21 protein-coding genes, 2 tRNA genes and 1 pseudogene are annotated in these 22,631 nt (G+C 51.7%); 16 read left to right on the forward strand and 8 right to left on the reverse strand.

What is annotated here, in order from left to right; genetic code table 11:
- Nucleotides 1–65 precede the first annotated feature (65 nt).
- Nucleotides 66–1,538 carry a catalase gene (locus tag QHL1GM_RS18010; protein ID WP_071695709.1) on the forward strand — a complete coding sequence of 491 codons (1,473 nt, stop codon included), beginning with the start codon at nt 66–68 and terminating at the stop codon, nt 1,536–1,538.
- A 63-nt stretch (nt 1,539–1,601) separates the two neighbouring features.
- On the opposite strand, the gene dusA is transcribed toward QHL1GM_RS18010, so the two are convergent.
- The gene (gene dusA, locus QHL1GM_RS18015; RefSeq protein ID WP_071695710.1) at nt 1,602–2,615 is read right to left on the reverse strand and encodes a tRNA dihydrouridine(20/20a) synthase DusA; all 1,014 of its coding nucleotides are present in this window, start codon (nt 2,613–2,615) and stop codon (nt 1,602–1,604) included.
- Between the two features lie 152 nt (nt 2,616–2,767).
- Between dusA and QHL1GM_RS18020 the strand changes: the two genes are divergently transcribed.
- The 3 genes and pseudogenes from QHL1GM_RS18020 (at nt 2,768) to QHL1GM_RS19950 (ending at nt 3,767) form a co-directional block, all read left to right on the forward strand.
- Nucleotides 2,768–3,214, forward strand: coding sequence for a hypothetical protein (locus QHL1GM_RS18020; protein WP_071695711.1), 447 nt, complete (start codon nt 2,768–2,770; stop codon nt 3,212–3,214).
- Nucleotides 3,215–3,273: 59 nt separating this feature from the next.
- A pseudogene (locus QHL1GM_RS19945) lies at nt 3,274–3,471 on the forward strand (tyrosine-type recombinase/integrase); the annotation flags it as partial.
- A gap of 107 nt (nt 3,472–3,578) precedes the next feature.
- The gene (locus tag QHL1GM_RS19950) at nt 3,579–3,767 is read left to right on the forward strand and encodes a tyrosine-type recombinase/integrase (protein WP_071695713.1); all 189 of its coding nucleotides are present in this window, start codon (nt 3,579–3,581) and stop codon (nt 3,765–3,767) included.
- A gap of 195 nt (nt 3,768–3,962) precedes the next feature.
- On the opposite strand, the gene QHL1GM_RS19440 is transcribed toward QHL1GM_RS19950, so the two are convergent.
- The 3 genes from QHL1GM_RS19440 to QHL1GM_RS18045 all read right to left on the reverse strand — a co-directional run bounded on the left by QHL1GM_RS19440 (nt 3,963) and on the right by QHL1GM_RS18045 (nt 5,348).
- Entirely contained in the window at nt 3,963–4,298 is a 336-nt protein-coding gene (locus QHL1GM_RS19440; protein ID WP_175540400.1) for a hypothetical protein, read from the reverse strand.
- 116 nt (nt 4,299–4,414) lie between these two features.
- The gene (locus tag QHL1GM_RS18035; RefSeq protein WP_071695714.1) at nt 4,415–4,630 is read right to left on the reverse strand and encodes a pyocin activator PrtN family protein; all 216 of its coding nucleotides are present in this window, start codon (nt 4,628–4,630) and stop codon (nt 4,415–4,417) included.
- 496 nt (nt 4,631–5,126) lie between these two features.
- Complete coding sequence (locus QHL1GM_RS18045) at nt 5,127–5,348, reverse strand: hypothetical protein (RefSeq protein ID WP_071695715.1); 222 nt, start codon at nt 5,346–5,348, stop codon at nt 5,127–5,129.
- Here QHL1GM_RS18045 and QHL1GM_RS18050 point away from each other — a divergent pair.
- The 3 genes from QHL1GM_RS18050 (at nt 5,332) to QHL1GM_RS18060 (ending at nt 7,585) form a co-directional block, all read left to right on the forward strand.
- Complete coding sequence (locus QHL1GM_RS18050; protein ID WP_071695716.1) at nt 5,332–5,622, forward strand: hypothetical protein; 291 nt, start codon at nt 5,332–5,334, stop codon at nt 5,620–5,622. The genes QHL1GM_RS18045 and QHL1GM_RS18050 overlap by 17 nt on opposite strands.
- 141 nt (nt 5,623–5,763) lie before the next feature.
- Nucleotides 5,764–6,381 carry a hypothetical protein gene (locus tag QHL1GM_RS18055; RefSeq protein ID WP_071695717.1) on the forward strand — a complete coding sequence of 206 codons (618 nt, stop codon included), beginning with the start codon at nt 5,764–5,766 and terminating at the stop codon, nt 6,379–6,381.
- Between the two features lie 496 nt (nt 6,382–6,877).
- Entirely contained in the window at nt 6,878–7,585 is a 708-nt protein-coding gene (locus QHL1GM_RS18060) for a hypothetical protein (protein ID WP_217648553.1), read from the forward strand.
- 483 nt (nt 7,586–8,068) lie between these two features.
- Here the strand turns inward: QHL1GM_RS18060 and QHL1GM_RS18065 are convergent, their stop codons facing one another.
- Nucleotides 8,069–9,433, reverse strand: coding sequence for a hypothetical protein (locus tag QHL1GM_RS18065; RefSeq protein WP_071695718.1), 1,365 nt, complete (start codon nt 9,431–9,433; stop codon nt 8,069–8,071).
- Between the two features lie 113 nt (nt 9,434–9,546).
- Nucleotides 9,547–10,353, reverse strand: coding sequence for a sulfite exporter TauE/SafE family protein (locus QHL1GM_RS18070; RefSeq protein ID WP_071695719.1), 807 nt, complete (start codon nt 10,351–10,353; stop codon nt 9,547–9,549).
- Between the two features lie 144 nt (nt 10,354–10,497).
- Here QHL1GM_RS18070 and QHL1GM_RS18075 point away from each other — a divergent pair, with 144 nt between their 5' ends.
- Nucleotides 10,498–11,094, forward strand: coding sequence for a hypothetical protein (locus QHL1GM_RS18075; RefSeq protein WP_071695720.1), 597 nt, complete (start codon nt 10,498–10,500; stop codon nt 11,092–11,094).
- A 5-nt stretch (nt 11,095–11,099) separates the two neighbouring features.
- Here QHL1GM_RS18075 and QHL1GM_RS18080 read toward each other — a convergent pair whose 3' ends face one another.
- Complete coding sequence (locus tag QHL1GM_RS18080; protein WP_175540401.1) at nt 11,100–11,624, reverse strand: helix-turn-helix domain-containing protein; 525 nt, start codon at nt 11,622–11,624, stop codon at nt 11,100–11,102.
- Nucleotides 11,625–11,927: 303 nt separating this feature from the next.
- On the opposite strand from QHL1GM_RS18080, the gene gltX reads away from it, so the two are divergent.
- The 3 genes from gltX to QHL1GM_RS18095 all read left to right on the forward strand — a co-directional run bounded on the left by gltX (nt 11,928) and on the right by QHL1GM_RS18095 (nt 13,746).
- The gene (gltX, locus tag QHL1GM_RS18085; RefSeq protein WP_071695722.1) at nt 11,928–13,412 is read left to right on the forward strand and encodes a glutamate--tRNA ligase; all 1,485 of its coding nucleotides are present in this window, start codon (nt 11,928–11,930) and stop codon (nt 13,410–13,412) included.
- A 148-nt stretch (nt 13,413–13,560) separates the two neighbouring features.
- Nucleotides 13,561–13,636 (forward strand) — tRNA-Ala (locus QHL1GM_RS18090).
- 34 nt (nt 13,637–13,670) lie between these two features.
- Nucleotides 13,671–13,746: transfer RNA gene (locus tag QHL1GM_RS18095), tRNA-Glu, on the forward strand.
- A gap of 681 nt (nt 13,747–14,427) precedes the next feature.
- Here QHL1GM_RS18095 and gltA read toward each other — a convergent pair.
- Nucleotides 14,428–15,714: a citrate synthase gene (gltA, locus tag QHL1GM_RS18100; RefSeq protein WP_071695723.1), complete on the reverse strand. Its 1,287-nt coding sequence runs from the start codon at nt 15,712–15,714 to the stop codon at nt 14,428–14,430.
- A gap of 501 nt (nt 15,715–16,215) precedes the next feature.
- Between gltA and sdhC the strand changes: the two genes are divergently transcribed.
- The 5 genes from sdhC to QHL1GM_RS18125 all read left to right on the forward strand — a co-directional run bounded on the left by sdhC (nt 16,216) and on the right by QHL1GM_RS18125 (nt 22,631).
- The gene (sdhC, locus tag QHL1GM_RS18105; protein WP_196518187.1) at nt 16,216–16,593 is read left to right on the forward strand and encodes a succinate dehydrogenase, cytochrome b556 subunit; all 378 of its coding nucleotides are present in this window, start codon (nt 16,216–16,218) and stop codon (nt 16,591–16,593) included.
- The gene (gene sdhD, locus QHL1GM_RS18110) at nt 16,587–16,934 is read left to right on the forward strand and encodes a succinate dehydrogenase, hydrophobic membrane anchor protein (protein WP_071695724.1); all 348 of its coding nucleotides are present in this window, start codon (nt 16,587–16,589) and stop codon (nt 16,932–16,934) included. The genes sdhC and sdhD overlap by 7 nt, the downstream gene beginning before the upstream one ends.
- Before the next feature lie 4 nt (nt 16,935–16,938).
- Nucleotides 16,939–18,711 carry a succinate dehydrogenase flavoprotein subunit gene (gene sdhA, locus QHL1GM_RS18115; protein ID WP_071695725.1) on the forward strand — a complete coding sequence of 591 codons (1,773 nt, stop codon included), beginning with the start codon at nt 16,939–16,941 and terminating at the stop codon, nt 18,709–18,711.
- A 24-nt stretch (nt 18,712–18,735) separates the two neighbouring features.
- Nucleotides 18,736–19,446: a succinate dehydrogenase iron-sulfur subunit gene (locus QHL1GM_RS18120; RefSeq protein ID WP_071695726.1), complete on the forward strand. Its 711-nt coding sequence runs from the start codon at nt 18,736–18,738 to the stop codon at nt 19,444–19,446.
- A 350-nt stretch (nt 19,447–19,796) separates the two neighbouring features.
- A complete protein-coding gene (locus QHL1GM_RS18125; RefSeq protein ID WP_071696050.1) occupies nt 19,797–22,631 on the forward strand; it encodes a 2-oxoglutarate dehydrogenase E1 component in 2,835 nt (944 codons plus the stop codon).

Genomic DNA, 22,631 nt, shown 5'->3' on the forward strand with positions numbered 1-22,631 from the left:
GCTTTCATCGTACTCGAACGAGTGGCGATAAAACGCCACGTCTACCGTGACACGGAGGAAAAGCGATGACGAGCGATACACCTAAGCACACCACAACGGATGCGGGCATAGCAGTCAACAGTGATGAACACTCACTTTCAGTAGGCCCCGATGGGCCGATCGTTCTGCATGATCACTACTTGATGGAGCAGATGGCTGCCTTTAACCGGGAAATGATCCCGAATCGTCAGCCCCATGCAAAAGGGAGTGGCGCCTTTGGTCACTTCCAAGTTACTCACGACGTTAGCCGATACACCAAAGCTGACTTTCTCCAGCCGGGCAAGAAAACCGAGATGTTGGCTCGTTTCTCGACGGTGGCCGGTGAGGCGGGTAGCCCGGACACTTGGCGCGATCCTCGTGGCTTCTCGCTGAAGTTCTACACCGAAGAGGGCAATTTCGACATGGTGGGTAATAATACCCCTGTGTTCTTCGTTCGCGATCCGCTCAAATTCCAGCACTTTATCCACTCACAAAAGCGTCGAGCGGATAACGGCTTGCGTGATCACGATATGCAGTGGGACTTCTGGACGCTTTCTCCGCAATCTGCCCACCAGGTAACATGGCTAATGGGTGATCGTGGTATCCCCGCCACTTGGCGCCACATGAACGGCTATTCAAGCCATACCTATATGTGGGTGAACGCTGCAGGCGAGCGCTTTTGGGTGAAGTACCACTTCAAGACTGACCAGGGCATCAAGTGCATGACCCAGGAACAGGCCGATAAGATGGCGGGTGCGGATGCCGATTACCATCGCCGCGACCTGTTCGATGCCATTAAACGCGGCGATTATCCCACCTGGACGCTGCAAGTCCAGATTATGCCGTTTGAAGATGCCAAGACCTACCACATCAACCCCTTCGATTTGACCAAGGTATGGCCGCACGCCGACTACCCGCTGCAAGAAGTCGGTAAGATGACGTTGGATCGCAACCCCGTCGATTTCCACAGCCAAATCGAACAGGCAGCGTTTCAGCCCAGCAATGCCGTGCCGGGCACCGGTTTCTCGCCGGATAAAATGCTGTTGGCGCGGGTAATATCCTACGCTGATGCGCACCGCGCCCGTTTAGGGGTGAACTACCAACATATCCCCGTTAACGCGCCCAAGGTCCCGGTTAACAGCTACAGCCAGGGGGGCAAGATGCGTATTAACCACTCCACCGACCCGGTGTACGCACCTAATAGCAAAGGGGGCGCGCACGCCAACCCGGAAAGGTACCCGGAAGATGCGGTATGGGAGACTGACGGCGAGTTGGTTCGCGCCGCCTACACGCTGCGCCCGGGCGATGGCGACTTCAACCAAGCCAATGACCTAGTCAATAAGGTAATGGATGATGCTGCCCGAGACCGATTGGTAAACAATATTGTGGGCCACGTTTCCGACGGTGTTGAAGAGCCGGTGCTATCACGGGTATTTGAGTACTGGAAAAACGTCGACCAAACTATCGGTGAGCGTGTCGAGCAGGGCGTAATGGCGAACCGCCGGGAAAACGGTCAGTAAGCTTACGCTACTAGGAAAACGAACCCGCTACGCTTGCGTAGCGGTTTTTTTTATACAACGCACTTATACAACGAGCTCGGGTTCGTTCACCAAGCTAAGCGCGTCATCAAACAGGCGCAATCCTGCGCCTTCTTTATGGGCATGTTCTGACAAATGGCGCCGGAAGCGCCTGCCGCCAGGGCAACCCTGAAACAAACCCAGCAGGTGGCGGGTAATGTGATTCAGCTTCGCGCCTTCATCCAGGCGCTGCTGAATATACGGCCGGAAAGCCTTCGCGGCATCCAAGCGGCTCGCTGCCGGGCCTTGCTCACCAAACAGCTGCTCATCGACGCCGGCGAGGAGCCACGGATTTTGATACGCCTCACGCCCCACCATCACGCTATCCACATGGGTAAACTGCGCTTGGCACTCTGCCAGCGTTTTAATCCCGCCGTTAATGCCGATATGCAATTCAGGGCGGCTCTGCTTTAAACGATGAACGCGGGGGTAGTTGAGCGGCGGTACATCGCGATTTTGCTTAGGCGACAACCCCTGCAGCCATGCCTTACGGGCGTGAACGCTAAACACCTCGCAGCCTGCGTCAGCAACGATAGCGATAAACCGCTCAAGATCGGCGTCCTCATCCTGGTCATCGATGCCAATACGGCACTTCACCGTAACCGGAATAGACACCACGGCCTGCATTGCTCGCACTGCCTCGGCCACCTTTTCGGGGTAGCCCATCAAGCACGCGCCAATCATATTGTTCTGCACGCGGTCGCTCGGGCAACCCACGTTCAGGTTCACCTCGTCATAGCCCCACGCCTCGGCAATCGCCGCGCACTCCGCCAGCTCACCGGCATCGCTGCCGCCTAACTGTAGCGCAAGCGGATGCTCCACCTCGCTATAGCCCAAAAAGCGCTCACTGGGCGTCCCGTGCAAAATCGCACCGGTAGTGACCATCTCGGTATACAGCAGCGCCCGCTTGGTTAAGGTGCGTGCGAATGCTCTGTAGTCCCTTGTAGTCCAGTCCATCATAGGGGCCACAGAAAAAAGTCGCCCACGATCTGCACTATTTTCTTTAAATAAATTAGTCATTTAGTAACACTGTTGCTGCATTTAAAGCAGCCATATTGCCTCTTAAAACGGTAAATAACGCACCTGTTGACCCAAATTGTACCAAGCAGTGTTGACAGCTGATGCCTAAAAACCTGGTACACCTTGAGAGCTTGTCAGAGGTGGCGTGATGTATGCGTGCCATTGTACGGAAGAAAGGCCACCCCTCACAGAGTAAAACATTCACGACCAAAGCTCGGGCACAAAAGTGGGCGCGGCAGGTTGAAGACCTCATCAAAGCTGGGCATGTAGGCGAGGGCTCAATACCCACCTTAGAAGAATTATTTGGCTGGCACTTGGCCCATTTAGATAAAACATCTAACCGCGGGCGTAAAAACTTCACCTCCGCCAATAATATGAAAAAGGGCCTTGGCAAAGAAACGCTTATCACTGAGCTGAATTACCTAAAGCTGCAGGTCTATTGTGAAACTCGCATTAGCGTCGATGGCGTCAAGCCTTCCACTACCTTGCTCGATGTTCTTTTTCTTTCCGGATCTATCACGACGGCCGTGGTGGAGGGTCGCGTGCACGCTGACTATAGAACCAAGATTAGCGGCTGGCTGGCTGGCTGGCTGGACTAAAGCGCGGCGGGCTAATCGGAAACCCTGAAGATCGCGAGCGCAGGCCCACCGACGATGAAATTGAATTGCTACTCACGCACACAAAGCATAACCGCGCTTTGAGAACTATCAGATATAACGACTTAATACGCTTTGCCATTGAATCCTGCATGCGGCTAGATGAAATTTGCTCCCTTCGCTGGTCGGACTATGACGCTAAAAACGGCACCATCATTATCAGACTACGAAAGCACCCCACTCAAAAAACGGATCAGGTAGTCCCGCTAATGGGTAATAGCCAAATGTTCATCGAAGCGCAACCGCGCGTTAATGAAAAGATATTCCCCTTTTACAATGAATCCACTTCAAATGGCTTTAGGCGTATTTGCGACTACTTGGGATCGTTAATTTGCATTTCCATGACTTGCGGCATGAGGGTATTAGCAGGCTTTTCGAGCGGGGATATCAAATTCAGGAGGTGGCTATGGTGTCAGGCCACCGGGATTGGAAGAGCTTGAAGCGTTACGTGAACCTCAAGCCCGGTGAGCTTGCAAAGCGGGATAGAGCGCGTTAGGCCGCTTATTTGAGCGTGGTTACCAGATCTAAGAAGTAGCAATTTTCTCAAAGCATAGAGACTAGAAAACCTGAAGCGCTATGTGAATTTATTTTCAGCCAATCTCGCTGGAAAAATAGAAATTTATGCTTTAATTTATAGATTAAAGTTAAGCGGAATACTGTCGGTTGAAATAAATCCAAGTATTAAAGTAAATTAATTACAAGGAAAAAAATTCTTGAATCCTACTGTCGTAATTAAGGCTAAAAATGTGTCTGAATTATATTCCATACCATAGGACGGTGATAATATTTCGCCGTCAACAATTGTTCTTACTATATCTGCCGAAATTATTAAGTTATCAGGCGGGCAAAAGGGAGACTCTAGCCTCATGCTTTTCGATAGGGTATAGCTGTATATTAGGCCTTCACCTAGCCCTTTAAGATATACATCCATAATAACTGAATCTTCATCATCCTCAGAAACACTGTTGTAAAGTGCAAGGTCAACTGCATAAGAGTTTATAGGTGTTATAGAAAAAGTAGCCAACATAAGAACTAGTGCATGTTTTTTCAAAAGGGATACCCTATGATTTTAGTGTTATTAATTTAGTTATTTTTCTAGGTAACGAGATGTCAATTAATCTTAGTTGTTTTTTGACTTAATCGCTAGGCGCTTTCTCGTTGTTCATCGATAAATTTTGCAGCATCGGAAATATGCACCATTGTCTGGCGTGCGGTGCGCGTTAGCGGTACTGGGAACGTGCCTTGGGCTATCCGGTTACGGGCAGTTTGCAGTGAGACGCCCATAATGTCAGCACAAAAGGTTTCCAGCGATATCAGCAGTTTTTCGTAGCACGCCAGCAGCATGAACTCGGTTTTCATTATTGGTTATCTCCCTTTTGACGCGCCCGCTATCTATTGAAGAGGTTGCGTATCACGCGAAACATTTGGCACGCGGCTGGGTTGCCATCCAGCTCGGCGCGGCTGCTGATTTTGCAAGCGGCGATCAGCCAATCGCGCGCATCTTCGGGGGTGTGGGTGCTGTCGGGTAATTGGCTTTCTGTTAACTGGTTTTTGTACCGGCGGCGGCGATCTAGGTAGAGGCAAAAACGCTTTATCTTGGCAAAGCATCGCGGCTTGGCAGGCCAGCTTCCCGCCCTTGGCTTGTTCAGCGCACATGCCGCCTCCGTTGTTCAAGAATCCCCTGGCACTTTATGCAGGAGGTGTCCCATGGGTCGGCGTCACGGCGGGCTCTCTAAGCCGCAGTCTTTGCACTCGGGGTCTGTGACCGGATATACAGAGAAAGCCGACTGCTCAAGGCGGACTCCATGCTGCGTTCCATAAGCTCGGTGGCAATGTTGGCGTTATCTGCCATGAGTTACTGCTCCTCTTGTTTTTCAATGGCAGCAAAGCGCTGCATTAGTTGGTGGCCACCTTCTAGGTACTCATGTAGCTCGCGATCTCTAACGGCCGACCACTCGATTACCGCCAGGGCGGCACGGCGCAGGTCGTCATCTAGCACTCGCAGGCTGGTTAGGTTCAGCGGCCAGGCGTTTGGGATCTCTGCGGTTTCCCCACCACTTATGAACCTACTGCGCATCGAGGAGGATCTCAGCGCCGCACACCTGCGCCTGGCTCGTGCCGTGGTTGAGCACCTCGACTGGGCGGAGTGCATCAAACGCTACGGTCGGGAAGGGACGCTGTCCTACCTCGACCCACCTTACTGGGGAACAGCCGGCTACGGCTGTGACTTTCCGCTTGAGGAGTACTACTACATGGGCGAGCTAGCCAGAACAGGGCAGTTCGTGACCAGCGTTAACGACACGCCCGAGATGCGCGATGCCTTTGAGGGCTTAATCCTCCACACCACCTAAATTCGATACACTGTAGGACAGCAGGCAACCGAGCCTCACGGTGAGCTTATCATCGCTAACCGCTAGGCCAGAAGCCAGTTAACTGACTCAAAGCCGCCCCAGAGGGGCAGTTTCTTAATATATAAGAGTGTGAGGTAATCAATGGTTGAAGCATTACTAACTCTAGCTTCTCAGCTATTTAATAGGAAACGTAATTTATTGGAACTGACAGAAGCGCTTAATAGGTATTTTAATAATAGTGAGTGCATAGGGGCACAGTTGGGCTTAGAAGCCGCTTTTTACGATGCTTTTAAGAAAAGGGCTTCCGCAAAATTGATAGGAAGAATAGCGGCTTTGGAGTGGGGGCCAAGAGAGTCACTGCGGATATTTGGTCAAACTTCACACAACATAAAATGTAATTTCAATACTAATGATATTGATATTCTTAAACTGAATAGATATCCAGGAAAGTGGCTAACTGCATGGAAGTTTTTTAGCGGTGTGTTGCTACAAGCATTTGGTTTAACTTTACTTTTTTTAGGCACATACATCTTGTGCCGCATGGCTGTTGATACCTACTTCAGCGGCACCATCAAAATTCAAGAGTTGAGCTTATTGTCCTTTGCCGAAATTTTTCAATCAGCGGGCGTGGGCATCTTGTTTACTGTGTTTGGAGTGTTGTTCGTTCATGTAGGTTGGAAAGGTATTAGCAGCATGGAAAGTGATACCCAAGCTCATCAGTTGAAGCGAATGCTCTGTCATTTGAAAGATAAGGCCTAGACGCCCAGCGCGCCGTCGACTCCCCGCCCCGCCTGCGCGCTAAACCTGTGTGTTTTTATGCACCCATGCACTAGCTACCAAGCCGTGCCGGTACTGGGCTTTATGGCCCTGTTACAGATGTGTTTTATCATGCGGAATCTTGCGAACTCAATGGAGTAATCCCGGACAAGGAGGCCACGGGGAAATCTCTCAGAAAATATGGGGGTCTCGGAAAAAGGTAATCTAGGTAATTTGGCTGCTTTTCATCTGTAAATTTCTGTTTTTGCTTATTTTAAGATTACCTTTGAACGACTGTTTTAATTATATATATTTCAGTATGTTAGTGTGTTTTTTTAGAGATTGGTTACCTTTATTACCTTTTTCCGAGACCCCAACATTCTGGCGCACCCTCACGCATGATGCGCACGCACACGCGTCACTCACGTATCTGCAAGCAAAAGTGAATTCAAACCAAATGATGTGTAGCATTCTGCAATCATTTTTAAGAGGAAATTAAGTGAAGGATATTGCTGATTGCATCGTTCCTAGTGAGTACACCACTCTCAAGCCTTTGTTGAATTCTTGGATTTCGACCGTGCAGCACTACTGTGAGCTGCATAAGGAGTTTGAGCTAAGCGAAAACTGCTGGTGGCACAATGAGCGAGCTTCCATAAGCATTCTGGCCGGGGCCGCATGGCGAATACCTCATGGTGAAGATCAATGGGTTGCAATAGAGGAGTTCGCCACGAATAAGCGGGGATTAATTAAGGAGAACAAAGATGATGGTGATTCTCGCTATGGCCGTTGCGACATCTACGTTACGAACTCTGAGATTTCATACGCGATAGAAGCGAAGCAAGTCTGGCAATCAATTGGTGATCAAAGCGCAGGCGAAGTGAATGTGAAAGCTGGACTAGATGCGGCTTGGAAAGATGCTGGCTCTTTACACAGTTATGAAGCTGACTGGCGGATGGCTGCAACTTTCATTGTGCCTTTCATACCATTGAGTGAAGTTAGAAGGGAAGGAAAGATTGATCTTGATAAAGTCCGAGAAAAAATTAAAACATGGCTAGAGAAAATGGGGAGTTTTGAACGTGTCAAAGGCAAGCCGACAGCTTACGCATACAATTTTCCTTATGAATGCGCAGACTATTTCAACGACCAAAATGGAAGACTTTTCCCTGGTGTTGTCGTAGTGATAGAACGCCGAATTAGGGGAAAGTGAATTTCTATCTGCAACATTTTTGCTACATGAATCGATTAAAGCCCATAACCATGGGCTTTAGTTCCAATCCATCATGGGCGCGACCGAAAAAAGTCGACCCCGATCTGCACTATTTTCTTTAAGTAAATTAGTCATTTAGTAACACTGTTGGCTGCACTGAATGCAGCCATATTGCCTCTTAAAAGCGTAATTAACGCACCTGATGACCCAAATTGTACCAAGCAGTGTTAACAGCTAATGCCTAAAAAACCGGGTACACCTTGTGAGTTTTCCCACAGGTAGCGTGTTGTATGCGCGCCATTGTACGTAAGAAAGGGCGCCCAGCACATAGCAGGGTATATGCCACAGCGCTCAGAGCGTTGGTGTGGTTGGGGTGGAGTCGATCAGTTTGGGGAACAACTGTACCAATTGCTCAAGGTAATTTTGTTTAAATAAAACCCGGTCATGAAATGGCCGGGGTCTACATGGCTGGATTAAAACGGTTTACTCATCATCAGGCGTAGTGACCTGCGCTTCTGTTTCTTCTTCAGGGTCTTCTTCAACGTGCTTAACACGTGGCGCTGGGGCTACCCAGGCTTTCAGGTATTGGCCTGCATAGCGATAGAAGTCTGGAACAATTTTTTCAAGATGCTCAATGAAAACGCGGTTGCCTGAGAATTTTCCGCCTAAGTCTAGTGATGTAAATACTTCAAAGTAAACAGGCAGTGAGTCTGTGTTTTCTGCATCTAAAATAACTGGATTTTGGCGTACTTCTTCAAGAGGCTTATCGGTATCCATGGCTTGTCCTTTGCGGATAGCCTTTACTCTAATTGCTGGCCCCTTTTCGCTAGTAGGTAATTGGCGGGTGAGCCAATTGATTTTTGCTGAGCTGCTTTTCTTATCTCTAGGTGCTTCAAGCCGCATGCTGCATGTGATCGATTTGCGCGCAATATCGACGGTGACCAGCAGGTCCGCAGCAGCATTAGGAATGGCAATAGTGCTGGAGAGAAGCTGCTCTGAAGCTAGTTTGTCACAATCATCAGTAAGGCGCTGCTTAGGATCATTACGGTGAGTTCGAGGAAGCTTAACTTCGACCTTTTCTCCGACCAACGGCCACATTTGAAGGCAAAGCTCACGCTGTTCCTGGTGCCAACTACTGACTGTCTTTAATACCTCATCAGAGTTTTTGTTAAGTTTGGAGTTGTTAAAGGCGCTTTGTACCACCGTCTTCCACTCGGCGTTCATGCTGGTAAAGCCAGTTTTCCCACTACTTGGATCTTCTAAATACTTCACCACTTCATGCAGAATAAACCTTTGATCCTGACTTTCTATTTTGTCCTGAGTTAAGAGCAGCTGAGCCATCGTAACGATGTACGTCCATGACCAGTGAAAAATCTCAACTGAGCGCAAGTTCTTCTTGGGAATGGAAACGGGATGGTGGGTTGGCAACGCTACAAACTGGTTGGTGATGGTTATAACAGCATCAATGCCGTGTTCTTTGGCTTGCTTGATGTATTTTAGTAGCTGCTCTTCTCCGACGGTCTCACTGCCTACTTTTGCTTCGATCAGTGCATGCCATTTTTTACGTCCCGTATCTAGGACAATAAGGCCATCAGGTCTGTCGTCGGGCCCCTTTTTTTTGGCCGGTGTTTCGTCTTTGAAAACTACCTCGGTCCAGGCTTCAAGCTTTGTACGCGCTCCAACGCGCAGATTGATCGATTGAAGCATGGCTTTGCGGAATTCATATACCGACATGAGTGCTGCCAACAATATCGAGGTTGCTCGTTCCTCTTTTTTGCTGTCAGCCAGAGTGGGAATTAATCGAGCATATTTACCCTGTGATGTGTAATCGGGACGAGCTTCGCTCATGTGAACTCCTGGATTATTTTTGGTTAATCAATCCACAAGAGCGAAATTTACTTCGATTGTCAATCAGAAGCTAAAAAGTGAAGGGTTATCCATACACGTGTGCACGGAGTAGCTCACGCCGTAAACACCGCATACACCATTTGCAGTGCCAACCCCATCAGCATAAAAGCGAATACCCGTTTGAGGAGTTTGACGGGTAGCCTATGCGCTAACTTTGCCCCAATGGGGGCGGTAAGAATACTGAAGGGTGCCATTAGCAGTAGCGCGGGCAGGTAAACGTAACCGAGTGCCGCACTGGGCAGCCCTTGGGTAGACCAGCCGTTGATGATGTAGCCAAGCGCCCCGGCAACGGCAATCGGTAGCCCCACGGCTGCAGAGGTGCCTATCGCTCGGGGTAGCTTGACGTTGCACCAAGTGAGGAAGGGCACTGTGAGTGAGCCACCGCCGATGGCGACAAGCGCTGAAATGCCGCCGATGCCTAGGCCAACACCGCTGACGCCAAGAGGGCCGGGTAGGCCGCGGCTGGGTTTGGGCTTGATGTTTGCCAGCATCTGGAGCGACATTAGCACCATAAAGCAGGCGAAAAAGATGGCCAGGCCACGGGTGGGAATCAGCGCAGCAATAAAGGTCGCCAAAAAAGTGCCGATTAATATACCGGGTGTGATAAAGCGCACGATGTCCCAGCGAACCGCTCCGTGCCGGTGGTGGGAGAACAAGCTAGCGGTAGAGGCAGGAATGATGGCCGCCATGGCGGTGCCTAAGGCCAAGTGGGCAAGGTGCTCGTGGGGCACGCCTTGGAGTACGAAAAGGGAGGTGAGAATCGGCACCATAATGCCGCCACCACCAATCCCCAATAACCCAGCCATCAAACCTACAAAACCGCCCAGTGCTACATAGGCCAACCACCAAATGATGTCCAAAGCCGCTGCTCCTAAAATGTCTTGTTAGCATGATAAGCACATTGTACCGGAAGCGGCGCCTGTAGCGGGGCCAAAACAAGTATTCCACTGTGGTGGCAGCTATGCAGTGGTAAGCTGCAGAACAAGTAATATTTCGGAGTGTGTATGCGCAATGTAATAAGCAGTGTTGGCGTGTTGATGATATCCGTTGCGCTATTGGCAGGCTGTGGCGAAACAGACGAGCCGAGTGAATCGGTGTCAACCGAAGAACAAACGTCGGCCCCTGAGCCGACAGCTGCCGAGACAGAAGTTGCCGAGGTGGAAGAAGTTGAGCCGCTTATCGTCGAGATAACGGCGCATGTATCGCTGCGCAGCGATCGACGTTTAATGGTGGAGGGTGAAAGCAATTTACCTGACGAGACGCTAGTGCAGATTATTGTCGAACGCGAAATTAGCAGCGGGCGTTGGCGGGAGCGGACACGTGTAGAGAATGGAGTGTTTGCAGCGGGGCCTTTTGGCCCTGGTAGTGGCTTCCCCGATGGCGGCTATACAGTGCAGGTTGAGGTTTCCGAAGGCAGCGTGCAGCCGGAAGCCGTTCAGGCGCGTATTGGCCACGAGGGCCAGCACCTGGCAGGAGAGCTGGTAAGCCAATCCCGCCATGGGCTGGGCCAAGTGGCCACCTACTCACGACGCTTCTTGGTGGGGAGTGAGCCAAGACAAACGCGTGACCAGGTGGAGGTGCTAGAGAGTCCGGGGAGGTAGACGCTTTAGGCAGGATGCCAATGGGCTAACAGTATTGCATGAATCGAAGTATCGCTCGGGGCTTTGGCGAAGTGCTCAATGACGAAACGATCGTCGCGTTGCACTACATAGTGCCCCGCTTTGTGAAACACATGAGTCGGCCCGAGCAGCAGCAGGTCACCAGCGTTAACTGGCGAAAAGTCTGTATCTTTGCCTGGTGTTGCCATCACGCACGGTGCTTTCCAGTCGATGTTCAGCGGCAGGTGACTGGGCACTTTAATGGTCGTTGCCTGTACCTGTTCCCAGGGGAGGGGTCCAGTGTGGGTCAACGTCAATAGCTCGGGGGCGCTATCACCTTCCAATAGAGTTGCTAGGGAGCAGTCGAGGGCATCAGCGAGCGCAACAAGGCGTTCGTGACCGATCTGTTTGATCGCCCCAGACTCCCAATAAGAAATGGTGACATCTGACACGCCAACTTTGCGTGCAAGGGCAGCCTTATTAAGCTTGGCCCTAAGCCGCAGTTGCTTGATCCGTGAGCCTAGCGATTCCATTTCGTCTTCCTGATGATGAGCTAACAAGCTCGTTGAATGTCTTCCACTATAATAGTTCTCTCTAATATAGATAGTGGCGCTATTTACATACGTTATTGGCCTGTCTGAAGCTTGGGGTATGCGCCCAAGGTGTTGCTACAGAGCCATACTAAGCGATTGTGCTTTAACGCGCATTAGTGGACAAATAACGTTGAGTTAATTTCTCTGACGCTTTCTTCCGCTAGTTGTTCCCTGCGGGACGCTGTTGGTTACGCCTAAGGTGCGTATAATATCGCCATGCATTTTTGCCAATAGGACGTTTTCATGACCGTACGTACTCGCATCGCACCTTCTCCAACCGGTGATCCCCACGTTGGTACGGCCTATATCGCGCTTTTTAACCTCTGTTTTGCGCGTCAGCATGGCGGCCAATTTATTCTGCGTATTGAAGACACTGATCGGGTGCGCTCTACGCCTGAGTCGGAACAGATGATTCTCGATTCGCTAAGTTGGTTGGGTCTGGAGTGGGATGAAGGCCCGGATGTTGGTGGCCCCTACGGCCCATATCGGCAAAGCGAGCGGGGCGATATTTATGCTCAATACGCCCAACAGCTGTTGGATGCTGGGCATGCGTTTAAGTGTTATCGCACCAGTGAAGAGCTGGATGAATTGCGTGAAACCCGCAAAGCCGCAGGCCTGCACCTGGCATTGAAGCCCACTGATTTAGCGCTGGAAAGCCAAGAGCAAGCACGCCGTGAGCAGGAAGACTGGCCTTACGTGGTGCGCATGAACGTGCCCGCCGAAGGCGTTTGTGTGGTCAATGACATGTTGCGCGGTACGATTGAAGTGGAGTGGGCGCAGGTGGACGCGCAAATACTGCTTAAATCAGACGGTATGCCCACTTATCATCTAGCCAATGTGGTCGACGATCACCTCATGGCGATTACTCATGTACTGCGTGGTGAAGAGTGGATTAACTCAGCACCAAAGCACCAACTGCTATATGAGTATTTTGGTTGGGAAATGCCGCAACTTTGCCATATGCCGCTGCTGCGCAACCCGGACAAGTCCAAACTTTCTAAGCGCAAAAACCCGACTTCCATCAATTACTATCGTCGGATGGGTTTTTTACCCCAGGCCGTTACCAACTATTTGGGGCGGATGGGGTGGTCGATGCCCGATGAGCGCGAGAAATTCAGCCTCCAGGAAATGATGGCGGAATTCGATGTTCAGCGCGTCTCGTTAGGTGGCCCGGTATTTGACCTGGAGAAACTGACGTGGCTGAACGGTGTTTATATCCGTGAAGATCTGGACGACGATGCACTGTTGAGTGCACTGCGCGACTGGGCCTTCAATGAAGCCTATGTTAAGCAGATACTTCCGCAGGTAAGGCCGCGGGTGGAAACGCTCTCCCAGGTAATGCCGCTGGCAGGGCACTTCTTCTCGGGTCTTCCGACGCTAACAAAAGAATCGTTTGAAAGCGTGAAGCTTGAGGAAGAAGAGCTGGTCAAGCTGCTTCAGTTCCTTGTCTGGCGGTTCGAGGGCGTTTCAGCTTGGAATAAAGAGTCGCTGCTGAGCGAAGTTAAGCTGCTGGCCGAGCACTTTGATTTAAAAATGAAAGTGTTCCTGGCGCCAGTATTTATTGCCATTACCGGCAGCACGTCCAGTACCTCAGTGATGGACGCCATGGCAATTCTTGGCTCTGACGTTACCCGGGCGCGGCTGCGTAGTGCGATAGAGGTGTTAGGCGGCGTTTCTAAAAAACAGGCGAAGCGCTTTGAAAAAGAGTACCGGGAAATAGCTTCTTGAAAAAAGCTTCGTGAAATAGCTTAGTAAAATCAGCTAATCACAATTGATATAGCGTTAACGCCAATTTCTTATCTTTAGGGAATTGGCGTTTTTCATGTTGACGAAGGTCAGCGGAATCAGTATTATACGCTCCGTCTTCGCGACATGTGGGGCCTTAGCTCAGCTGGGAGAGCGCAACACTGGCAGTGTTGAGGTCAGCGGTTCGATCCCGCTAGGCTCCACCAATCAGTAACCCTTTCGCGAAGCGGCTTGATATACGTCCCATTCGTCTAGTGGTCTAGGACACCGCCCTTTCACGGCGGTAACAGGGGTTCGAACCCCCTATGGGACGCCACTACTTCAGTATCCTTCCTAATCGTTTATTTCTCTAGCAATGAGCTCCTCTCATCTGCTGGTTTTTTGTATTCCTGACGTTCACAAAAGAGCTACAAATCGCCATTTTTTGGACGATTTTGTGCTTGACTTGTCCACTTTTGTTAATCTGTTTTCAAGGTTGTGCACAACCCCTTGTTGTTGACGTAAAAAATCTTTAACAGAACTTAAAATGTTTAAAAACAAAGACTTATCGTAGATCAAAAAATGACCAATTTAAGGCTGACCCAGTGCCCATGGCGATTTCGGGACGTTTTAAAGTGGTTGTGAACAGGGTTATCCACAGATAGTGTGGAAAACCCTATTCAATATCCAAAAGCAGAAAAGTCAAGTGTTATTAGGGCCCGCTTAGGCATTTTTAATGGTAGCGATATGGGCGAAAGAGTGATTCAAAAGGGGGAGAGTGAAGCGCTATCGAACGGAACCCATCGGCTGACGGCTTTACTATCGCATCAACCTGTATTCAGGTCAGCAGGCCCAAAGGGGGTGGCCTGGTAGGCAGCGAGCTGACTAGAAGCATCTAAGGCGCAGTGGCATGATCGTTGGTGTGTGGTGGTGCGTTGATGGTCCAAGAGGCTGGGGGTTAATCAGCCATACGCAAAAGGCCACCCTAAGGTGGCCTTTGATCAAGCGGGGTGTTGATTTATTTTTTCGGGTAGTCGCGCTGGTCGTGGCCAATGTACAGCTGACGCGGACGGCCGATTTTATAGCTTTCGCTAAGCATCTCATGCCAATGAGAGATCCAGCCAATGGTGCGCGATACCGCGAAGATCACGGTGAACATATTGGTTGGGATACCCATCGCTTTTAGGATGATGCCCGAATAGAAGTCTACGTTCGGGTATAGCTTACGCTCGATGAAGTACTCGTCTTCAAGGGCAATCTGCTCAAGACGTTTGGCGATTTTAAGCTGCGGGTCATCGGCCATGCCGAGTTCTGCAAGTACTTCGTCGCAGGTCTCTTTCATTACCTTGGCGCGTGGATCGAAGTTGCGATATACGCGGTGGCCAAAGCCCATCAGCTTGAACGGGTCGTCTTTATCCTTGGCTTTATCAACAAAGCGCTGGATGTTCTCTTCGGAGTCTTCGCCGATCTCGTCGAGCATCGCCAGAACGGCTTCGTTGGCACCGCCGTGAGCGGGGCCCCAAAGTGCCGCGATACCTGCGCTGATACAGGCGAACGGGTTGGCACCCGTGGAGCCTGCCAGGCGTACCGTCGAGGTAGAGGCGTTCTGCTCGTGATCCGCATGCAGCATAAAGATGCGGTCCATGGCTTTCGCGTATACCGGGTTGATTTTGTACTCTTCGCACGGGTTGCTGAACATCATGTAGAGGAAGTTCTCTGCATAAGTCAGGTCGTTGCGCGGGTAGTTAAACGGCTGGCCGACATTATATTTATGCGACATTGCTGCCAGCGTCGGCATTTTAGCAATCAGACGGATCGCGCTGATCACACGGTCTTCTTCTTGAGTGATGTCCATGTGGTCATGGTAGAAGGCCGCTAAGCCACCCACTACACCACACAAAATAGACATCGGGTGCGCATCGCGGCGGAACCCTTTAAAGAAGTTGTTGATCTGATCGTGAACCATGGTGTGGTTACGAATGCGCGATTCAAAATCCGCGTACTGCTCGTCGTTGGGTAGCTCACCAAACAGCAGGGTGTAGCACACTTCAACGAAGTTAGACTCTTTGGCCAGTTGATCAATCGGGTAGCCGCGGTGTAGCAGCACGCCCTTGCCACCATCAATATAAGTGATGGCAGACTGGCAGGAAGAGGTGGCCATAAAGCCGGGGTCGTAGGTGAACAGGCCTTCAGCGCCTAAGCCGCGTACGTCGATGACGTCGGGGCCAAGTGTGCCGGAATACATTGGTAGATCGATCGGGTTATCCAGACCGTCTACCGTCAATGTCGCTTTCCTGTCAGCCATGCTGGCCTCCTTTCGAATTCGGGTTGGGACGTAAAGTCATTGCTGCGCATACCGCGCCGGCGAAAAGGCTTGCCCACTATAGAAGTGTGCGACATTTTGTCAATTAGCCTAAACGCTAGCCACAGGTTGTACAAATATTGTTGTTATGAATAATTTTTGTATATGATGAGAAAGCCTACATTATGGCGAAACGCCAGAGGGTTGACGATAGGCTAATATGATATGTTAACAGGCTTAGCAAGTTGCTAATCTACTGTCACTATAACCATGCTGCAGCGCAAAATCGACTCAGGAAGAAGACAATTTTCTTGCACCATAGTCGAGTTAGACCTGAGTTCGGTTTGTAAGCGAGGGCGAAGGTTCTTATAATCCACGGCGCGCGACCGGCAGGTAGGTGGTCGTGCCCGACTTGGCAACGGCCGAGCCCCTTCCAGCAACCACCGCCCGCTCGGGCCATGCCCGACCTGTCGCAGAGCGGGCCAAGAGAGTGTGTACAAAGCCGTGAATAGCAAACGACCCGTAAACCTAGACCTTACTACGATACATTTCCCACTGCCGGCGCTGACGTCGATCACACACCGTATCACCGGTGTCATCCTGTTCGTTGGCCTGATCTTCGCTTTTTGGGCGCTGGGTAAATCCTTGTCATCTCCTGCGGGTTTCGACGCCGTTAGCGATGCGCTGGCCAATAACTTCTTGGCTAAGTTGATTGCTTGGGGGCTGTTATCCGCACTGGCATTTCACTTTGTAGCAGGTATCAAGCACCTGTTAATGGATGCCGATATTGGGGTAACCCTTGAGGGTGGCGTTAAAAAAGCGCAGATCACTGTCGTGGTCAGTGCCGTTCTGATTATTCTGGCAGGAGTTTGGGTATGGTAACTAACATTACAAGTTTTGGCCGTAGTGGGCTTTCTGACTGGCTGATGCAGCGCGTTTCTGCTGTTATTTTGGCCCTCTACACGGTCTTTATCGTTGCCTTCCTGCTATTTAATCCGAACCTTGATTACTACGCGTGGAGCGGCCTATTCAGCCAGACGTGGATGCGCATTTTCTCGCTACTGGCTTTCGTCGCCATAGCGGCACACGCCTGGATCGGTCTGTGGACCGTTACCACCGACTATCTCAAGTCCACTCGCCTGCGCGTGGGTGTCCAAGCTGTCATCATCCTGGGCATTTTCGTGTACTTGGTGTGGGGCATTCAAATTCTGTGGGGAGCTTGATTACATGTCTAATCTGCGTAGCCTGACGTTTGACGCCATTATCATTGGTGGCGGTGGCTCTGGCCTGCGAGCCGCTCTGGAACTGGCGAAGTCCGGTAAAAAGACGGCCGTGTTATCGAAAGTTTTCCCGACCCGCTCTCACACCGTATCTGCCCAGGGTGGCATTACCTGTGCCATCGCGTCTGATGATCCGAATGATGACTGGCGCTGGCACATGTACGACACCGTTAAAGGCGGCGATTATATCGCTGACCAGGACGCGGCTGAGTATATGTGTTCCGAAGGCCCGAAAGCGGTATTTGAGCTCGAGCACATGGGCCTGCCGTTCTCGCGTTTAGATAACGGCCGCATTTATCAGCGCCCGTTCGGTGGTCAGTCGAAGAACTTCGGTGAAGGTGGTCAGGCGGCTCGTACCTGTGCGGCGGCTGACCGTACCGGCCACGCGCTGCTGCACACGCTTTACCAGAACAACCTGAAGAACAACACCGTGTTCCTAAACGAATGGTACGCGGTTGATTTGGTTAAAAACGCCAGCGGTGACGTGGTCGGTTGTATCGCCATGTGCATCGAGACGGGCGAAGTGGTGCACGTTAAATCCAAGGCCACGGTACTCGCGACTGGTGGTGCAGGCCGTATTTACGCCTCCACGACTAACGCCCTGATCAACACCGGCGACGGCATCGGCATGGCGCTGCGTGCTGGCTTCCCGATGCAGGACATGGAAATGTGGCAGTTCCACCCGACCGGTATTTACGGTGCGGGCACGCTGGTCACAGAAGGTTGCCGCGGTGAAGGTGGCTACCTGATCAATAAAGACGGCGAGCGCTTCATGGAACGCTACGCGCCGAACGCCAAAGATTTGGCTGGCCGTGACGTTGTTGCTCGTTCGATGGTCATGGAAATTCTGGAAGGTCGTGGCTGTGGCGAGAAGGGCGATCACGTCTTCTTGAAGCTCGATCACCTGGGTGAAGAAGTACTTGGTAAGCGTCTACCCGGTATCGTTGAGCTTTCTAAGACCTTTGCTCACGTTGACCCGGCGAAAGACCCGATCCCGGTCGTACCGACCTGCCACTACATGATGGGCGGTATTCCGACCAACATTCACGGTCAGGCGATTACCATGGACGAAAGCGGTAACGATCATATCGTTAACGGCCTGTTTGCTTGTGGTGAAGCGGCGTGTGTATCGGTACACGGTGCCAACCGCTTGGGCGGTAACTCATTGCTGGATCTGGTGGTCTTTGGTCGTGCCGCAGGCATGTTCATCGAAGGCGCGCTGAACGAAGGCATTGAGTATCTGGATGCGACTGAGTCTGACATTGAGTCAGCCATGAAGCGGATCACGCGCTGGAACGAGTCGGAAGGTGGCGAAAGCATTCCTGCGCTTAAAGCTGAACTTCAGGACATCATGCAGACCTCTTTCGGCGTATTCCGCGAAGAGAAAAACATGCTGGAAGGCGTCGATAAGCTAGCGCAGCTGCGCGAGCGCATCGCCAATGCTCACCTGCCTGATAAGTCCAATGCTTTCAACACAGCACGTGTAGAAGCACTTGAACTAGATAACTTGATGGAAGTGGCAGAAGCGACGGCGATCGCTGCCCTGGAACGTAAAGAGAGCCGCGGCGCCCACTCGCGCTACGACTACCCAGACCGTGATGACGTCAACTGGTTGAAGCATTCGCTGTTCTTCCCGGCAACAAAAGAGCTGAAGAAACGCGACGTAAACTTCAAACCCAAAACCATGGATACGTTCGAGCCTAAAGTTCGTACCTATTAATCTCTGCACCGAGAGGGAGTCACTATGTCCAATCTTCAGGTATCTATATACCGTTACAACCCGGAAACCGACTCCGCGCCTTACATGCAGGAGTTTCAGGTCGATACCAAGGGTCGCGATGTAATGGTGCTGGATGTTCTTCATATGATGAAAGAACAAGACAGCGGTTTGGCGTTTCGTCGCAGCTGCCGTGAAGGCGTCTGCGGTTCTGACGGCATGAACATGAACGGCAAAAACGGCTTGGCGTGTATCACGCCGCTGTCAGATGTTGTTAAAAACAACAAGCTGACACTGCGCCCACTGCCGGGCCTGCCGGTTATTCGCGATATGGTCGTCGATATGGGGCTGTTCTATAAGCAGTACGAGCGTATTCAGCCGTACCTGCAGAACGACACGCCTGCGCCGGCCATTGAGCGCCTGCAGTCGCCGGAAGAACGCGACAAGCTAGATGGCTTGTATGAGTGTATTCTGTGCGCGTGCTGTTCAACGTCTTGCCCGTCGTTCTGGTGGAACCCCGAGAAGTTCGTTGGCCCAGCCGGTTTGCTGCAGTCTTACCGCTTCCTGGCCGATTCACGTGACACGGCTACCAGCGAGCGGTTGAGCAACTTGGAAGATCCGTTCTCGGTATTCCGTTGCCGTGGCATCATGAACTGTGTAGCGGTTTGTCCAAAAGGGCTTAACCCTACCCGGGCAATTGGTAAAATTCGCGAAATGTTACTCGCTGATGCTACCTAAGCCTATGACATATTAGTAAAAAAGCGTCTGCCACTTAAGTTGGGTGATAATGCCACTTAAATCATGGCGCTTCGCTTGTTATCATAGGGTTTGTCACGCGGTGCGGCGTCACGTCGCACCGCTGATCAGACAAGTTTGAAAGCCGGTGCCTGAGGTACCGGCTTTCGAGCATGAACTGAAGACGAAACACCGTATGAAAAGTTTGAGAACGAATAGCTAGATGAACAGGGTTTCCGGCCGTTGGCCGGCGCCGCCGGCAAATGTCCCGCCCCGCCGGCAGGGCAATAGCGATGTCGCCGCACGTTTGCGACGATACCGATACCACCCCATCAGTGCAGGGTGAACGAGAGATGCAACAAGGCATAATGGAGTTGATGTGGCGTTCCTCTCACGTTAGTGGCGGCAATGTTCACTACGTGGAAGCGCTTTACGAGCAGTACCTCGCCGATCCTGAGTCTGTCCCTGACGAATGGCGCAGCTATTTTGACCAGTTGCCGCGCCCCGAGGGCAGTGCCTCCCACGATGTTCCACTTAGCCCCGTACGTGATCAGTTCTACCAGTTGGGGCGCGAAAGCCGCCCGGGCCGTGTAGTCGCCGCTGCCGATAGCGGTGAAAACAAAAAGCAGGTAAAAGTCCTGCAGCTGATTAACGCTTACCGCTTCCGTGGCCATCAAAAGGCCAATATCGACCCGCTAGGACTGCGTAATCCCACCCCCGTCCCCGACCTCGATCTGTCCTTTCATCAGCTTTCAAAAGCTGATCTGGATACCGAGTTCCAAACCGGTTCTTTCTTTTTAGGTATCGACAAAGCGCCACTGCGTGACATCGTGGATGCGTTGGAGCGCACTTACTGCCGCTCCATCGGCTGCGAGATCATGCATATCGTCGATACGGAAGAGAAACGCTGGTTACAGCGGCGTTTTGAGTCGGTACGCAGTGCGCCTGATTTCAGTCCCGACGTGCGTAAGCACGTGCTGGAGCGATTGACGGCCGCCGAGGGTTTGGAGAGTTACCTGGCATCCAAGTATCCAGGTACCAAGCGTTTTGGTCTTGAAGGCGGTGAATCGTTTGTGCCGATGATGGACGAGCTTATCCAACGTGCTGGCGGTTATGGCACCAAGGAAGTCGTCATCGGGATGGCCCACCGTGGGCGACTCAACTTGTTGGTCAATATTTTGGGTAAAAACCCAACTGACTTGATTGATGAGTTCGACGGCAAGAAAGTCATTGAGCGTGGCTCAGGTGATGTGAAGTACCACCAGGGCTTCAGCTCGAACGTCATGTCTCCTGGCGGCGAAGTCCATTTGGCGATGTCGTTTAACCCGTCGCACCTGGAAATTGTCGCACCTGTTGTAGAGGGCTCGGTGCGTGCCCGCCAAGATCGCCGTAACGACGAAGAGGGCAGCAAAGTGCTGCCGATCAACGTCCACGGCGATGCGGCGTTTGCCGGCCAAGGCGTGGTGATGGAGACATTCCAGATGTCCCAGACCCGTGCTTTTAAAACCGGTGGCACTGTCCACATTGTGATTAACAACCAAGTGGGCTTCACCACCTCGCATCCGCTGGATGCACGCTCCACCGAATACTGCACTGATATTGCCAAGATGGTTCAGGCGCCTATTTTCCATGTTAATGGCGATGACCCGGACGCAGTGCTGCACGCCACTCAAGTCGCTCTCGACTATCGCCAGCAGTTCAAAAAAGACGTGGTGATTGATCTCGTTTGCTACCGTCGTCGTGGTCACAACGAAGCTGACGAGCCGTCAGGCACGCAGCCGATGATGTATGCCAAGATCAAAGAGCATCCCTCTGCGCGTTCGCTGTATGCCAAGCGCTTGGTTGATCAGGGTGTGCTCTCTGAAGAGTCCGCGAAAGCGATGGTCGAAACTTATCGTGATGACCTAGTCGCAGGTAACCACGTGGCCAATGCATTGGTGCAAAAGCCAAATGCTTCTCTGTTCGTTGACTGGGCACCTTACCTGGGCCACGAATGGTCTGGCGATGCCGATACGACGTTTGATATGAAGCGTCTGCAGCAGTTAGCGGCTCGCATGTGCGAGGTGCCTGATGGCGTCGACGTTCAGCGCCAAGTGGCCAAGATTTATGAAGATCGCCGTAAAATGCAGGCCGGTGGTTTGGCTCTTAACTGGGGCTTTGCGGAAACGTTGGCCTACGCCACGCTGCTAGAGCAGGGCCACCCGATTCGGATTACCGGGCAAGACGTTGGGCGCGGTACTTTCTCCCACCGTCATGCGGTGGTGCATAACCAGAAAGATGGCACCACCTATGTTCCGCTGCAGAACATGGCCGACGGTCAGCCGCGTTTCACCATTCATGACTCCTTCCTTTCGGAAGAAGCGGTGCTGGCGTTTGAGTACGGTTACTCAACCACTGCGCCGAATGACTTGGTGATCTGGGAAGCCCAGTTTGGTGACTTCTTTAACGGCGCCCAGGTGGTTGTGGATCAGTTCATCTCGTCGGGTGAAACGAAGTGGGGCCGCGTGTGTGGTTTAACCATGCTGTTGCCACACGGCTACGAAGGCCAGGGCCCCGAGCACTCTTCGGCGCGCTTGGAGCGCTTCCTACAAATGTGTGCTGAGCACAATATGCAGGTTTGCGTACCGACTACGCCCGCGCAGATTTATCATCTGCTGCGTCGCCAGGTGATTCGTCCGCTGCGTAAGCCGCTGGTGGTGATGACACCCAAATCGCTGCTGCGTCATAAAGAAGCGATTTCGAGTCTTGAAGATCTCGCCCACGGCAAGTTCCACATGGTGCTCGCCGACCAGGCAGATCTCGCGCCGGAGAAGGTCACCCGCGTTGTGCTATGTGCTGGCAAGGTCTACTACGACTTAGCCGCTTGGCGCGCAGAGAATGAGCGTCATGACACGGCAATCTTACGTGTTGAGCAGCTCTACCCCTTCCCGAAAGAAGAGCTTCTGGAAGCGCTGCAAGACTACACCAACGTAGAAGACATTGTGTGGTGCCAGGAAGAGCCGCTTAATCAGGGCGCTTGGTACTCTAGCCAGCACAATATGCGTGCAGTGGCCGATATGCTGAAAGATGGCCTCGGTCGCGAGTTGAAATTTGCAGGACGTCCTGCCTCTGCTGCTCCGGCAGCTGGCTATATGTCCGTCCACACTGAACAGCAGCGCCAGCTGGTGGAAGACGCTTTTAATTTATAA

Origin of the sequence: Halomonas sp. QHL1 (assembly GCF_001882345.1) — a bacterium.
Taxonomy (GTDB): Bacteria; Pseudomonadota; Gammaproteobacteria; order Pseudomonadales; family Halomonadaceae; genus Vreelandella.